General features: G+C 72.5%; 10 protein-coding genes. 5 read left to right on the top strand and 5 right to left on the bottom strand.

The features are described from left to right. On the top strand, nucleotides 1-558 hold a 558-nt coding region (locus tag D6689_15635; protein RMH39813.1), incomplete at its 5' end, for a hypothetical protein. Then, a complete protein-coding gene (dnaK, locus tag D6689_15630) occupies nucleotides 546-2,123 on the top strand; it encodes a molecular chaperone DnaK (GenBank protein RMH39812.1) in 1,578 nt (525 codons plus the stop codon). The genes D6689_15635 and dnaK, both read left to right, overlap by 13 nt. 2 nt (nucleotides 2,124-2,125) lie before the next feature. On the opposite strand, the gene D6689_15625 is transcribed toward dnaK, so the two are convergent. From D6689_15625 to D6689_15605, 5 genes are all read right to left on the bottom strand, one after another. After that, nucleotides 2,126-3,100 carry an ROK family protein gene (locus D6689_15625; protein RMH39811.1) on the bottom strand — a complete coding sequence of 325 codons (975 nt, stop codon included), beginning with the start codon at nucleotides 3,098-3,100 and terminating at the stop codon, nucleotides 2,126-2,128. Continuing rightward, a complete protein-coding gene (locus D6689_15620) occupies nucleotides 3,100-4,473 on the bottom strand; it encodes a phosphomannomutase/phosphoglucomutase (GenBank protein ID RMH39810.1) in 1,374 nt (457 codons plus the stop codon). The genes D6689_15625 and D6689_15620 overlap by 1 nt, the downstream gene beginning before the upstream one ends. After that, nucleotides 4,470-5,486, bottom strand: coding sequence for a mannose-1-phosphate guanylyltransferase (locus D6689_15615; protein RMH39809.1), 1,017 nt, complete (start codon nucleotides 5,484-5,486; stop codon nucleotides 4,470-4,472). The genes D6689_15620 and D6689_15615 overlap by 4 nt, the downstream gene beginning before the upstream one ends. A gap of 160 nt (nucleotides 5,487-5,646) precedes the next feature. Continuing rightward, complete coding sequence (locus D6689_15610) at nucleotides 5,647-6,669, bottom strand: hypothetical protein (protein RMH39808.1); 1,023 nt, start codon at nucleotides 6,667-6,669, stop codon at nucleotides 5,647-5,649. 377 nt (nucleotides 6,670-7,046) lie between these two features. Beyond that, nucleotides 7,047-7,439 carry a hypothetical protein gene (locus D6689_15605; protein RMH39807.1) on the bottom strand — a complete coding sequence of 131 codons (393 nt, stop codon included), beginning with the start codon at nucleotides 7,437-7,439 and terminating at the stop codon, nucleotides 7,047-7,049. 38 nt (nucleotides 7,440-7,477) lie between these two features. Between D6689_15605 and D6689_15600 the strand changes: the two genes are divergently transcribed. From D6689_15600 to D6689_15590, 3 genes are all read left to right on the top strand, one after another. Continuing rightward, nucleotides 7,478-8,908, top strand: coding sequence for an aminopeptidase (locus tag D6689_15600; protein RMH39806.1), 1,431 nt, complete (start codon nucleotides 7,478-7,480; stop codon nucleotides 8,906-8,908). Nucleotides 8,909-9,175: 267 nt separating this feature from the next. Further along, nucleotides 9,176-11,929 (top strand): hypothetical protein, encoded by a 2,754-nt coding sequence (locus D6689_15595; GenBank protein ID RMH39805.1) that lies wholly within the window; start codon nucleotides 9,176-9,178, stop codon nucleotides 11,927-11,929. 90 nt (nucleotides 11,930-12,019) lie between these two features. Continuing rightward, on the top strand, nucleotides 12,020-14,473 hold the full coding sequence (locus D6689_15590) for a heavy metal translocating P-type ATPase (GenBank protein ID RMH39804.1): 2,454 nt from the start codon (nucleotides 12,020-12,022) through the stop codon (nucleotides 14,471-14,473). The last annotated feature ends 94 nt before the right edge of the window (nucleotides 14,474-14,567 follow it).

Here is a 14,567-nt window from a genome sequence, read left to right as displayed (position 1 = left end):
GCGCCCGCGCCGCCCGCGCCGCCCGCGGCGCCCGCGGCGCCCGCGCCGCCCGCGCCGCCCGCGCCGCCCGCTCGGGCGGTTCGAGCCGACAGCGTGCCGGTCGTCCTGTTTGGCACGGGCGACCCGGAGCCGGCGGCGGACCACGGGCCGACCGAGCCCATCCCGTCGGTGCCGCTGACCGCCGACGCCCTGTTCGGCGACATCGACGACGCGAGCGCGCGGGCCGCCGCGGTCGTCGCACCGGTCTCCACGGTGACCGATGCGGTGCTCGCGCTCGAGCAGGAGGCGCGCGCTGCGCTCGACGCCGACGACTACGCCGCCGCCGTCGAGCGGCTGGCGGAAGCGCTGCGCATCGACCCGCGCAATCGCGCGCTGCGAGCCCTCTACCATGTGGCGTGCGGCCACGAGCTGGCCGAGCAGGGCAAGCCGGTGGAGGCGACCACGCAATTCGAGACGGCGCTGCGCCACGACCCCGGTTGTCCCGAGGCGCGGGAGGCGCTGTCTACCCGCCGAGCGTCCAAGCGGAGCAAGGGGCTGTTCGGGAGGTGGCGGCGATGACCGCGAAGCGCACCATCGGGATCGATCTGGGCACGACCAACTCGGTCGTCGCGACGATCGACGAGCGCGGCAAGCCGCTCATCCTCCGCAATCGGCTGGGAGATTCCACGACGCCGTCGTGCGTCGCGTTCGACGGCGAGTCCGGCGACGTCGTCGTCGGCGCGCCGGCCAGGCGGCTCGCGGTGACTCACCCGCGGGCCGTCGTCTACGCCGCCAAGCGGCTCATCGGCAAACGCTACGACGATCCGGACGTGCAGGCGCTCGCGCGCACGTTGCCGTACCGGGTCGCGCCCGCGCCCAACGGAGATGCTCACATTCTCGTCGGCGGGCGGCTGCTCGCGCCGGAGATGATCTCGGCGTACGTGCTCGCCGAGCTGCGGGCCGTGGCCGAGGCACACTTCGGGGACGCCGTCGACGAGGCGATCATCACCGTGCCGGCGTACTTCGACAACCAGCAGCGCCGCGCGACGCTGGACGCCGCGGCCATCGCCGGCTTGCGCGTTCGCCGGCTGGTCAACGAACCGACGGCGGCAGCGCTCGGCTACGGCGCGCACCGCGGGGCGAACCGGCGCTTCGCCGTGTGCGACCTCGGCGGCGGGACGTTCGACGTATCGATCGTCAACGTCGAGGACGGCGTGTTCGAGGTGATCTCGACCCACGGGGATGCGTTCTTGGGCGGCGAGGACTTCGATCGCGCGATCGTCGAAAACCTCGCGCACGATGTGGCGCGCGAACGCGGCCTCGACGTGGCCGCCGAACCGCAGGCGCTGCAGCGGTTGCGCGAGGCGGCCGAGGCGGTCAAGCACGAACTGAGCGCGGCGCGCGAGGCGCGCATCGACCTGCGCCACCTCGGCGTCGACGCCGGAGGCAAACCCGTTCACGTCCAGCGGACCGTGACGCGCGACGAACTCGAACGGTGGACGGAGCCGATCCTGCGCCGCCTCGAGCCGCCGTGCCGGGAGTGCATCGCGCGCTGTGGGCTGACGCCGGCCGACATCGATGCGGTGATCCTGGTCGGCGGCATGACGCGAATGCCGGCCGTGCAGGCGCGGCTGGCGGCGATCTTCGGCCGCCAGCCGCTCAAGGTGGTCAACCCGGACGAGATCGTGTCGATCGGCGCGGCGACCCAGCTGGCGATCCTGGACGGCCGTATCGAGGACGTGGTGCTGCTGGACGTGACGTCGCGGGCGCTCGGCATCGACGCCGGGGGTCGCTATCAGGTGGTGATCCCGCGCAATGCGACGATTCCGACGCGCGAGCACAAGATCATCGCGACGACGCGCGACGACCAGGACGAGATCGTCATCGACGTGTACGAGGGCGAGTCGCGCAACGTCGAGGACAACCGTCATCTGAGCCGCTACCTGTGCACCGGCCTGACGCGCGCGCCCGCCGGCGAGGTGCTCGTCGCCGTCGATTTCACGATCAACGTCGATGGCATCTTGCGTTTGTCGGTGTCCGAACTCGGCAGCGGCCGCCGTCCGGAACTACGGCTGACGGCGACGACCGGCCTGACGCGCGCCGAGGTGCAGCGGCTCGCGCGGGACCTGCGCGTCGACGGGTGACCTCACGCCGCGGCGCAGTGGACGCCCTCGGCCGCCAGCCGGGCGGACCCGATGACGCCGGCGTCGTCGCCCAGGGCGGCGCGCTCGATGCGCAGGCCGACGCGCGCCGGCGGGTTGACCCACCGCATGCAGGCATCGATCGCCCACTGCGTGAGCGTCGGCGCGCGGTCGATCACGCCGCCGCCGAGCACGACCACCTCCGGGTTGAACGCGGTGCACGTGTTGGCGATCGCGACGCCCAAAAGTGGCGCGATCTCGCGCCACAGGCCCGCGGCCCACGGGTCGCCGGCGCGCGCCGCGGCGTCGACGTGGGCTGCCGTCACGGCTTCGGGATCGCCTCCGGCGAGGTCCACCGCGGCGGACCGGGCGCCGGCGGCGAGTTCTTCGCGAAACCGTGCCAGCAGGTAACTGCCGCCGCAGTACGCCTCGACGCAGCCGCGCAGGCCGCAGTTGCACAGCCGGGCATCGTCGGTCAGGACGACCTTGAGATGGCCGAGTTCGGCGCACGTGTTGCTGAACCCGGTGAGCAGGCGGCCCGACAGCACCGCGCCGCCGCCGACGCCGGTGCCGACGAACACGGCGACCACGTCGCGCGATCCGCGGCCCGCGCCCGCCGCGTACTCGCCGAAGGTGACGGCGTTGACGTCGTTGTAGACGCCGATCGGCCGACCTGGCAACTGGCGCCGCAGCGCCGCTCCGAACGGCTCGTCGCGCCAGCCGAGGTGCGGCGAGTGCGCGACGAATCCGTCGAACCCGCGCAGCATCGCGGCCACGCCGACGCCGACCGGCGCGCCGGGCGGCGCATGGCGGGAGACGAACGCAGCGATGCGCGCCGCGATCGACCGCGGGTCGCGGTCGTTTCCGACCGGTTCGCGGTGGCGCAGTCGGATGCGGTCGCCCTGCACGACGGCGGCTCGCAGATGGGTGCCGCCGAGGTCGACGCCGACCGCGACCGGCAGTCGGTGTGCGCCGCCCATCACACCTGCTCCCGCGCAGCACGGACGGCGTCCTCGACGATGGCGCGGATCTCGGCCAGCCGTTCGGCGTCGACCGCTTCGCACCGCAGGACGAGGACCGGCCCGGTGTTCGACGCGCGGATCAGCCCCCAGCCCCCGTCGAACACCGCGCGCGCGCCGTCGACGTCGACGATGCGGCGCACCTGCGGGTGGCCGGCGAGGATCGTGGCAGCGCGAGAGACGACCGCGAACTTGTCCCCGTCCGGGCAGTCGATGCGCAGCTCCGGGGTGTTGACCGCGGCCGGCAGCGCGGCGGCGAGTTCGGAGAGCGGTACGTCGGAGTGCGACAGCAGCTCGAGCAGACGCGCGCCGGCGTAGATCCCGTCGTCGTAGCCGAAGTAGCGGTCGGCGAAGAACATGTGGCCGCTCATCTCACCGGCGAGCGCCGCGCTGACCTCGTTCATCTTCGCCTTGATGAACGAGTGGCCCACCTTCCACATGATCGCGCGGCCGCCCGCGGCCTCGATTTCGTCGAACAGCGCCTGCGAGCACTTGACCTCCGCGATGAAGGTCGCGCCCGGTCGCTCGCGCAAGATGGCGCGCGCGAACAAGATCATGAGTTGATCTCCCCACAGAATTCGTCCGGTTCCGTCGACGACGCCCACCCGGTCGGCGTCGCCGTCGAGCGCGATGCCGACCTCGGCACCGGTGGCTGCGACGCGCGCGCACAAATCGCGCAAGTTGTCCGGCACCGTCGGGTCTGGATGGTGATGCGGAAAGTGCCCGTCAGGCTCGCAGTATAGCGGCTCGGGGTCGAACCCGAGCGCTCGGTACAGGCGTAGGGCGGCCGGGCCACCCGCGCCGTTGCCGGCGTCGACCACGACGCCGAACCGGCGCGGGCCGAGCCGCAACGACCGCGCGCATGCGTCGATGTACGGGGCGAGGGCGTCGCGGTCGACCGCGCGCCCCCGGCCCGTGTCGAAGTCGCCCGCTGCGATCTGCGCGCGCAGCGCGGCGAGGCCGTCGCCGTACAGCGGTCCGGACGCCAACGCCAACTTGAAGCCGTTGTCGCCAGGCGGATTGTGGCTGCCGGTGATCATCATGTGGCCGCCGAGACGGAAGTGGTGCGGCGCAAAGTACAGCACGGGCGTCGGTTGCACGCCGACGTCGACCACCTCGATGCCCGTGGACACCAGTCCGTCACGGGCCGCCGCATGGATGCGCGGCGACGACAGTCGCGCGTCTCGCCCGAGCGCGATCGACGTGGCACCTGCGCGCCGCGCGACGGTCCCGAAGGCGCGGCCGATCGCGCGGCACACGTCGTCGGCCAGGTCGCGGTCGGCGTCCCCGCGGATGTCGTAGGCACGAAAGATGTCGGGGTTCACTTCAGTCATAGGTAGTCGGTCCGGCCGCTGGCGCGCAACCGATCGACCACGGCGCGGACGTCCTGCGCGCGGTCGCTTGGCACGACGAGCACCGCGTCGCCCGCGCGGACGACGCACAGGCCCTCGACGCCGACGAGCACGACGATGCCGTCGTCGGTGTAGACGGCGTTGTCGGCCGCGTCGATCGCGACGAGGTTGCCGATGGCGGCGTTGCCGCGGTCGTCGGCCGGCGCGACCTCGGAAAGCGCGCTCCACGCGCCGACATCGTGCCAGCCGAAGTCGGCCGGGACGGTGACGACGCGGTCCGTTCGCTCCATCACGCCGTAGTCGATCGAGATCGACGGGGCGGCGGCGTAGGCCTCGTCGGTGCCAGCTTCGAGCGCGGCCCAGGTCTGCGGCATGTGGCGGCGCAGCTCGTCACACAGTCGCGCCGCGCGCAGCACGAACATGCCGCTGTTCCACAAATAGCGGCCCGACGCGACGTAGCGGCGCGCCGTGTCGGCGTCCGGTTTCTCCACGAAACGAATCACCTCGCGGGTGCCGTCGCCGCGGTCGGCTCCCACTTCGAGGTAGCCGAAGCCGGTGTGCGGAGTGCGCGGCGCGATTCCGATCGTGGCGATCACGTCGTCCGTCTCCGCCGCGGTCATCGCGGTGTCGATGGCGGCGCGAAACGCCGATTCGTCGGCGACGTGATGGTCGGCGGGGACCGCGGCGAGCACGGCGTCCGGATCGCGCGCGACGAGCGCGCGCGCGGCCAGGCCGAGCGCCGCGGCGGTGTTGCGACCGACCGGCTCCACCAGGATGTCGTCGCTGCGCACGCCGACGAGTTCGGCGCGCACGGCGTCGACCTGCGAGGCGGCAGTGACGACCAGCGTGCGCCACGGCGCGACGCGGCGCGCCGTCGCCGCCAGCAGAGACGCGCCGTCGGGCCCCAGGGGCAACAGGTGCTTCGGTCGCGCGGCCCGGCTCGCCGGCCACAGGCGCGTGCCACCGCCGCCGGCGAGGATCACTGCGTAGCGCATGGCGCGCAGTCTACCGCGACCTCGGCGTGTGGGCGCGCGATGCATCGCCGCGCCGGCCTCGCGGGAGCCGAAAACGGCGGCGGCGCCGAGCCTCCGCCCGGCGCCGCCGCTCCGTCGTCCATTGACGGCCGGATCGATCGGGAGCGATCCGGATCGCCCGCTACGGGATGTCGAAGCTCGCTCCCACCGCCGTGAAGCCGACGCCGAGCGACAGCGAGTCCTTGACTCCGTCGTCGCGCGGGTTGAACTTGCCGCTGGCGTCCAGCAGGTCGACGTCGGGCGACAGCAACGAGCTGATCAGGTCGTTGTTCTTGAGCTCGTCGAGCGATACCTGACAGTCGCAGGTCGTGCTGCCGTCGGAGCAGTCGTCGAACAGATCGACGAGCGTCTCGCCCGTGCTGTCCGGCATACAGCAGTCCGGCGGCGTGCCTCCGGCGCAGTCTTCCGCGATCGACGTGGCCATCACGTCGACGATCGCGGGCAACACGTTGTTGTCCAACTCCTCCTGCGTGACGGCGCCGGCCAGCTTGCCGCTGGTGAGGGCCGTGTCGGACGCGTTGACCTCGATCCGCGCACCGATCAGGTTGAGCACGACCGGGTCGCCGTCGCCCAGGCTCAGCTCGAGGGTGACGCGGCCGGGGCCGCCGGTGAACTTGCCGGCGACGATGTTGCCGTGCAGGACGGCGTTGCGCGGCGAGTCGGCGGCGACGTCGAACATCCCGTTGCCGTCGAGGTGCTTGCCACAGGTGGCCAGGTTCATCGGGTCGGTGCAGGGCGTCGGCTGCGGGTTGGCGCCCAGGTAGATCCAACCGCCGGCGTCCGACGCGGTGGTCAGCGCCGTCGCCTTGAGGTTGAACAGCAAGATCAGGTCGCCGGTCGCAATGTTCTCGTCGATGGAGTCCTGCAGACCGACGTCCCCCTGTTGCGACAGCGTCGACAAGATCTGGCCGAGCGCGTTGTCGGGGCGGCCTTGCGGATCGCCGTCGAGGTCCATTCCGAGCTGCTGCGCCTGGTTGGTGTTGGCCGGCATCGTGATGGAGTCGGCGACGTACTTGTGATCGGTGCCGGTCGGATCGACGCAGCTGGCCGGATCCTCGTAGCACATCGAGTTGGTGGAGTCGTCGTCGTCGTCGCCGCTGCTGCTGCCGCAGCCGAGCGCCGGCACGCACAGGACGGCGGTCAAAAGAACGTGAGGTACATACTTGGCTAGTCTCATGGGCAAATCCTTTCCCGGTCGGTTCGGCCCGCAGTGTAGGCCGTCCCGATCACCGGGATCAAGGTCGTTCGGCGGCGGCGGCCGCGCGGTGGCGAACGCGCCGCGCCGAGCGCACCGGCGGCGGCGTGGTACAGTCGCGGCGTGCGTGTGATCGGCGCGCTGCTGTTCGCGGCCGGGGGGGCCGGCGCGGCGTATGCGATGTGGGCCGTGTACCACCGTCGCCGCCCGGCCGATGTGGCGTACGCGGTGCTCGCGCCGCTGGCGGTGCTCGTCGCGGTGACCGGGCTCGTGCTGGTGTTCGTGCCGGACTTCTTCTGACGCGCGGCGCGACCTGCGCGCGGCGATCAGCGCCGTGCGCGGCGGCGGGCGGAGGCGGGCGGACGCGCGAACAGACCGGCGACCGCCGCGACGGCGACGAGCGCCGCGCCCGCCGCGAGCCAAGCCCAGCCGGGGCCCGACACGACGCTGTCGGGCGCGCGCATCCGCACGGCCGCGGCGATCGCGACCACGCCGGCGGCGGCCGCGGCGGCGGCGGTCCGCACCGCGAGCCGGTGCGAGGCCGACATCGCCACGGCGGCGACGAAGGCGAGCAGCAACGCGCCGACCACGTGTTTGTGGAAGGTGACCGGCGGTCCGTTGCCGAGCCGGAGGTCGGCGCCCCAGCGGATGTTGAGCGACCAGCCGACGACCGCGACGCCGACCCAGGCCGCCGCCCGCAGCGCGGTGGCGAGTTTCACGGCTGGACTCTACCGCGGATCGGCGGTACGCACGCGCCATGGTTCGCGCGTTCGTCGTCCTCGTCGCGATTGGTTGGGCGGCCCCCGCTGCGCGCGCCGACGAGGGCGCGCGTCCGGTCGGCCACCGCAAGACGGTGTGGGAGCGCGATGCGTCGGCTGGCGCGCGGCGCGCCGTGTTTCGATTTGCCGAGGGCTACAAGACGTTCGTTACGCACAACAAGACCGAGCGCGAGGTCGTCGGCGCCGCGCTGGCGCTCGCGCGCAAGCGCGGATTTCGGCGCGATCTGTTCCAATCGGGTGGGCGGCTGGCGCCGGGCGACCGCGCGTTCGCCCAGGTGCGCGGCAAGATGGCGGCGTTGGTCGTGGTCGGCCACAGGCCGCCGGCCGACGGCGTTCACGTGGTCGCCGCCCACATCGACGCGGTTCGCATCGATCTCAAGCAGGCGCCGGTATACGCCGACGCCAACCTCGCGTTGTTGGAAACCCACTACTACGGCGGCATCAAGTCGTACCAGTGGCTCAGCCGGCCGCTCGAACTGCGCGGCGTGGTCGCGACGCGCGGAGGCAAACTCGTGAAAGTCGCGATCGGCGACGACCCGGACGAGCCGGTGCTGGTCATCCCCGACCTGGCGGCGCACGTGTCCTGGTCGGTCGACCGCAAGGAGGGGGAGGCCGTCCCCGGCGAGGCGCTCGATCCGATCGCCGCGTCGACGCCGGACCCGAAGGCCCCCGCCGGCGCCGATCCGTTTGCGGCGGCGGCGGAGCGCGCGTTGCGCGACGGCTACGGCATCGACGTCGCCGACCTGGTGTCGGCCGAACTGGAACTCGTGCCGGCCGGCGTGGCGCGGGACGTCGGGCTCGACCGCGCGCTCGTCGGTGCGTACGGCCACGACGATCGCGCGTGTGCCTACGCGGCGCTGCGGGCGATCCTCGACGTACGCGCTCCGGACCACACGGCGGTCGTCCTGCTGGTCGACCGCGAGGAGATCGGCTCGACCGGCGACACCGGAGCGCGATCCAACTTCATCCGCCGCGTCGTCGCCGAACTGCTGGCCGCGACCGGCGCGCCCGCGACGGCGATCGCCGTCGACCGCGCGCTCGCCGCGTCGTTCGTGTTCAGCGCCGACGTGTCCGGGGCGATCCACCCCCAGTACCCGGAGCTCTACGATCCGCGCAACAACGCGTTCATCGGCAGCGGCGTCATCTGGGACCAGTCGGCGATCCACGCCGAGACCATGGCCTACGTCCGCGACCTGTTCGAGCGCGCCGGGATCGCGCATCAGCCGGCCATGTGGACGAAGGTCGGCAAGTCCGGCGGCGGCACCGTGCTGCCGTACTTCACCCGCCACGGCATGAGCGGCCTCGACGTGTCGATCCCGCTCTTGTCGATGCACGCCGCGTTCGAGCTGATCAGCAAGGCGGATTTGTACGAGGCGTACCGCGCGTACCGGGCGTTCCTGGCGGACTGAGCCGCGGCCGGCACACTGCCCGAGGGTCGGCAGGTGACACCGCGTCGGTCCGCTCTATCGGATTGCGATGCACGTCGCGGAACCCGCGAGATGGGTCGCGGGAGCAAGGAAGCTCCCGCATAAGCAGGTCCGACGCCGCCGGCGTCGTGGAGGGCGGCGCGACGGCAGCAGCGGACGGCGGCGCCGCCGGTTAACTTGTCAGGCGCTGTCGGGTCCGCTCGCGTGCGGATCCGGTAGAGTGCGCTACGGGTAGCGTAGGAGCGAACCATGAAGCGAATTGTTGTCGTTGCCGGTGCCATTGCGGCGATTGCCGCGGTGCTGTGGTTTGTGCGCGGGGGGGACGACTCCGCGAGGGACGCGCTGCGGGAGACGGCGCCCACTCCCGCGGCTGCGCCGGCGCGCGCTCGCCCCGCTCAGCCGGCAGCGCCGCCGGAGATCCGCTTTGCGGTCGACGACGACCGGGAGGGCACGCTGCGGCTCGAGGGGCAGGTCATCGACCCGGACCAGCGGCCGATCGGCGGCGCGACTGTGCGCATCGACAGCAACCCGCCGCGCGAGACGACCACGGAAGAGGACGGCTCGTTCGCGTTCGACCGGCTCGTCGGCCGGACGTACGAGATCGTCGCGCGGTCCGATGAGGGCGTCGCCGGCCCGGTGACGACGCGCCTCACCGCCACGACCGAGCCGGTCATCCTGATCGTGCGGCCGGCGGCGTCGGTGGAGGTGCGAGTCGTGGCCGCGGACACGCGCCGGCCGATCGACGGCGCGACGGTCCAGCTGCGCGGGCTGGTCGCGGACACGGCGGTCACCGGCGCCGGCGGGGTGGCGCGGCTCGATCGCGTGCCGGCCGGCGGATACCAGATCGCCGCGCGGGCACCGGGCTACGCGCAGGCGACGACATGGCTGCGCGTCGGCGGCGCGGCGGGGGTCGAGCCGGTCGAGCTGGCGCTCAAGCCGGGCGCGGCGGTCGCCGGCCGCGTGGTGGACGAGTCGGGCCGGCCGGTGCAGGGGGCGGTCGTGCTCTACAGCGGCGTGTCGGACTGGGCGCAGCAGGCGCACCCGCAGTTCGACGGCGTCGTCACCGGCGAAGACGGCGCGTTCCGGTTTGCCGCGCTGCCCGCGGGGACGTTCCGGTTCACCGCGCGCCATCCCGACTTCGGCCCCGGCGCGTCCGAGCCGATCACGCTCGACGGTCGCAGCGAGCGCACCGGCGTCGTCGTCCAACTCGAGCCGGGCGCGGTGCTCGCCGGGACGGTCGTGGACGCCGGCGGCAAGCCGGTCGAGGCGGCTGCGGTGCGCGTCGCACTCGGCGGTCGCGGCATGCGGTTCGGTCCGCCGCGCCAGACGTACTCGGGCGACGACGGTCGGTTCGAGATGCGCGGGCTGCCGCGCCGCGAGGTGCGGGTGATCGCCGTGCACGAAACCGCGTCGAGTGAGACGGTGGCCGTCGATCTGTCCGAGCGGCCGGAGCGCACCGACGTGACCCTGTCGCTCGATGTGACCGGGAGGATCGCGGGGCACGTGGTCGACGCGGACGGCGAGCCGGTCGAAGGGGCGCAGGTGATGCTGTGGCCCGACTTCCGGCGCGGCGCGGGTCCGGCGATGCGCGACTTCCGCATGCGCGGCCAGGCGGTGGCGCTCACCGACGCGGGCGGCGCGTTCGAATTCCGCGGCCTGGTGGACATGCCCTACCAGGTGCGCGCGAACCCGCCCGGCGTGACCGGGCGCGGCCGCGCGTTCTTGCGCGAGGGCGTGCCGGCGAAGGTCGGCGACGACTCGATCGTCATCACGCTCGAGCGAGACGGCGCGATCAAAGGAAGGGTCGCGTTCGACGACGGCACGCCGGCGCAGGTGTTCGTCGTGAGCCTCGGCGGGTTCCGGGGCGGCACGCCGGTGACGGCCAAGGACGGCGCGTTCGAACTCACGGACGTGCCGCCGAGGACGTACCAGGTGTCGATTCGCGGCCCGGATTTCGAACAGACCACGGTTGCGGACGTGGACGTCGCGCCGGGGCAGACGGTCGATCTCGGCACGATCACCGTGCGCAAGGGGCGGTCGATTACTGGCCGGGTCGTCACCGCGCAAGGGGCGCCCGTCGCGGGAGCGACCGTCGTGCTGGGCAAGACCCTGTTCGGCAGCGGGTCGTCGACGTCGATTGGCGGTCGGTTCGGCCCGCCGGGTGCGCAGCGCAACAAGACGACGACGACCGACGACCGCGGTGAATTCGCGATCCACGGCGTGCCTTCTTACACCCTGAACATCGTCGCCGAGCACGACGAAGCGGGCCGTACCGCGCCAGTGACGATCCCCGGTTCGCGCGAGTCGGTGCACGGGCTCGAGCTGGTCATGCAACCCACGGGCGCGCTCGAGGGGATCGTGACGATCGGCGGCAAGCCGGCCGACGGCATCCGGGTGAGCTGTCAATCGCAGACCGTGCCGGGCGCGATCTTCGGCGTGGCGACCGGCGCCGACGGCCGCTTCCGCTTCGACCGGCTCGCGCCCGGGTCGTATATGGTGTCGGCGATGACCGGCGGCAACCCGATGCGCGGCATGGGCTTCCACGACGGCAAGTCGGTCACGATCGCGTCCAACCAGACCACCACCGTAGCGCTCGAGATCGGTCAGGGCGACGTCGAACTGGTCGTCAACCTGCGCGCGAAAAACGGCGAGCTTCGGTTCGCGCAGGTGTTCGCGGTGCAGGGGGAGGTGCGCGCGACGACCGCGCGCGAGTTGTCGATCGAGATCGCAAACCGAGCCGGTGGGTTCTCGTCGTTCGGGATGTCGATCGGTGGCCGGCCGACCACGATTCGCGACCTGTCGCCCGGCGAGTACACCGTGTGCGCGGCGCCCTACCCGGCGGAGGTGCAGGGGATGCAGCCGACGATCGACTACATGGAGCGCGAGGGAGATAATCTGGCGATCTACTGTGCGCCGGTGACCGTGACGCCGGAGCCCAAGCAGCAATCGCTCGACATCGAGGTCGAGATCCCGGCGTTCGTGCCCCCGGACCAGGGATCGTAGGCCGCGGCGTTCGTGCTCCGACACCCGGGATCGTAGGCCGCGCGGCGAGCACCGGAGGCCGCGCGCGCGAAAACGCGGTATGCATCGGCCATGTCCGGCGAATGCTCACGACATGGCGGTGCGCCGTCCGCGCCGGAAGCGGAGTGGACGGACCCGGTGTGCGGGATGAAGGTGACGCGTGCGGACGCGCCGTCGGTGGAGCACGAGGGGCAGACGGTGCGGTTTTGCTGCGCGGGGTGCCGGGACAAGTTCGCGGCGGACCCGTCGCGGTACGCGGCGCCGCGCGCGGAGCGAGCGGAGCGCGCGCCGGAGGCGGCGGCGCCCGGCGTCGAGTACGTCTGCCCGATGTGTCCGGAGGTGCGCAGCGACGGACCCGCGGCGTGTCCGAGCTGCGGCATGGCGCTCGAACCGGCCGCGCCCGCGCGCCGCGCGCGCACCGAATGGATCTGCCCGATGCACCCGGAGGTGGTGAGCGACCGGCCGGGCGCGTGCCCGACGTGCGGCATGGCGCTCGAACCGCGCACGGTCACCGCCCCGGCGGACAACCCCGAGTTGCGCGACATGACGCGGCGGCTGTGGGTGGCCGCCGCGCTCGCGGTGCCGCTGTTGATCGTGTCGATGGGCGACATGCTGCCCGGCGCGCCGATCTCTCGCCTGCTGTCGCCGCGGTGGCGGGTTTGGCTCGAGCTCGTCCTCGCCACACCGGTGTGCACGTGGATCGCCTGGCCGTTTTACCAGCGCGCGGTGGCGTCGGTGCGAAACCGCAGCCCGAACATGTTCACGCTCATCGGACTGGGCGTGAGCGTGGCGTTCGTCTACAGCGTGGTCGCCACGCTGGCGCCGGACCTGTTTCCCGCGTCGTTCCGCCACGGCGGTCAGGTGGCGGTGTACTTCGAAGCGTCGGCAGTGATCGTCACGCTGATTCTCGTCGGTCAGGTACTGGAGCTGCGCGCACGCGCGCGCACCGGCGAGGCGATCGAGCGGCTGCTCGGACTGCAGCCGGCGACCGCGCGCCGCATCGCCGACGACGGCAGCGAGCACGACGTCCCGCTCGACGACGTCCGCGTCGGCGATCGCCTGCGCGTACGTCCCGGCGAGAAGATCCCGGTCGACGGCGTCGTGCTCGAGGGCGGTAGCGCGGTCGATGAGTCGATGGTGACCGGCGAGCCGATCCCGGTCGACAAGGGGCCGGGCGATCCGGTCGTCGGCGGAACCGTCAACGGCACGGGAACGCTCGTGATTCGGGCGGACAAGGTCGGGGCGGACACGCTGCTGGCGCGCATCGTCGACATGGTCGCGCAGGCCCAGCGCAGCCGCGCGCCGATCCAGCGGCTTGCCGACGTCGTCGCCGGGTACTTCGTGCCCGCGGTGGTTGCGGTTGCCGTTGCAACGTTTGTCGCGTGGGCTGCGTTCGGCCCGGAGCCGCGCATGGCGCACGCCCTGGTCAACGCGGTCGCGGTGCTCATCATCGCGTGTCCGTGCGCGCTCGGGCTCGCGACGCCGATGTCGATCATGGTCGCGACCGGCAAGGGCGCCACCATGGGCGTGCTGTTTCGCGACGCCGAGGCGATTGAGCGGTTGCGCGACGTCGATACGCTCGTGGTGGACAAGACCGGCACCCTGACCGAGGGGCGGCCGGCGCTGGCCGGCGTCGACACGTCGGGCGGCGTGTCGGCCGACGACCTGCTGCGGTGGGCCGCCGGGCTCGAGCGCGCCAGCGAGCATCCGTTGGCTGCGGCGATCGTCGCCGGCGCGCGCGACCGAGGCCTCGAGCCGGCGCCGGCCGACTCGTTCGAGTCGATCACGGGCAAGGGCGTGCGCGGGCGCGTCGACGGCCGGGAAGTGGCGCTCGGCAATCGCGCGCTCATGCACGACCTCGGAGTGGACCTCGGCCCGCTCGACAGCCAGGCGGAGGCGCGGCGCGCGCGCGGCGAGACGGTGTTGTTCGCCGCGGTCGACGGGCGCGCGGCAGGCGCCGTCGCCGTCGCCGATCCGATCAAACCGACGACGCGCGAGGCGATCGCCGCGCTGCACGCCGAGGGCGTCCGGATCGTGATGCTCACCGGCGACAGCGCGACCACCGCGCGCGCCGTCGCCGCCGAACTCGGGATCGACGAGGTCGTCGCCGAGGTGTTGCCGGATCAAAAGGCCGATGTCGTCGCGCGGCTGCAGGCGGAGGGGCACGTCGTCGCCATGGCCGGCGACGGCGTCAACGACGCCCCGGCACTCGCGCGCGCCGACGTCGGTATTGCCATGGGCACCGGCACCGACGTCGCGATGGAGAGCGCGGCGGTGACGCTGGTCAAGGGCGATCTGCGCGGTATCGTGCGCGCGCGCCGGCTGTCGCGCCTCACGATGGCCAACATTCGCCAGAACCTGGTGTTCGCGTTCGCGTACAACAGCCTCGGCGTGCCCATCGCCGCGGGCGTGCTCTATCCGGCGTTCGGCCTGCTGCTGTCGCCCGTGATTGCCGCGGCCGCGATGAGCTTGAGTTCGGTGTCGGTGATTAGCAACGCGCTGCGGCTGCGCCGCGCGCGCGTGTAAGCTGCTCCGGCTGGCATCCGTCGATGCGGATGGAAGCCGACGTCGCACAGGAACGCGACGACGCGCACCGCCATCGAGGGGGACGCGAGCAGGT

This window comes from Deltaproteobacteria bacterium (genome assembly GCA_003696105.1).
In the GTDB taxonomy this organism is placed as follows: domain Bacteria; phylum Myxococcota_A; class Polyangia; order Haliangiales; family J016; genus J016.
Note: the sequence above shows the minus strand (reverse complement) of the source record. Positions and strands in the feature narration are given on the sequence as shown.

Bases quoted from the DNA above. Each gene is read 5' to 3' on its own strand.
- D6689_15620 (RMH39810.1), bottom strand. From the start codon at position 4,473: ATGACTGAAGTGAACCCCGACATCTTTCGTGCCTACGACATCCGCGGG.
- D6689_15625 (RMH39811.1), bottom strand. From the start codon at position 3,100: ATGGGCGGCGCACACCGACTGCCGGTCGCGGTCGGCGTCGACCTCGGC.
- D6689_15600 (RMH39806.1), top strand. From the start codon at position 7,478: ATGGTTCGCGCGTTCGTCGTCCTCGTCGCGATTGGTTGGGCGGCCCCC.
- D6689_15590 (RMH39804.1), top strand. From the start codon at position 12,020: ATGTCCGGCGAATGCTCACGACATGGCGGTGCGCCGTCCGCGCCGGAA.
- D6689_15595 (RMH39805.1), top strand. From the start codon at position 9,176: ATGAAGCGAATTGTTGTCGTTGCCGGTGCCATTGCGGCGATTGCCGCG.
- D6689_15615 (RMH39809.1), bottom strand. From the start codon at position 5,486: ATGCGCTACGCAGTGATCCTCGCCGGCGGCGGTGGCACGCGCCTGTGG.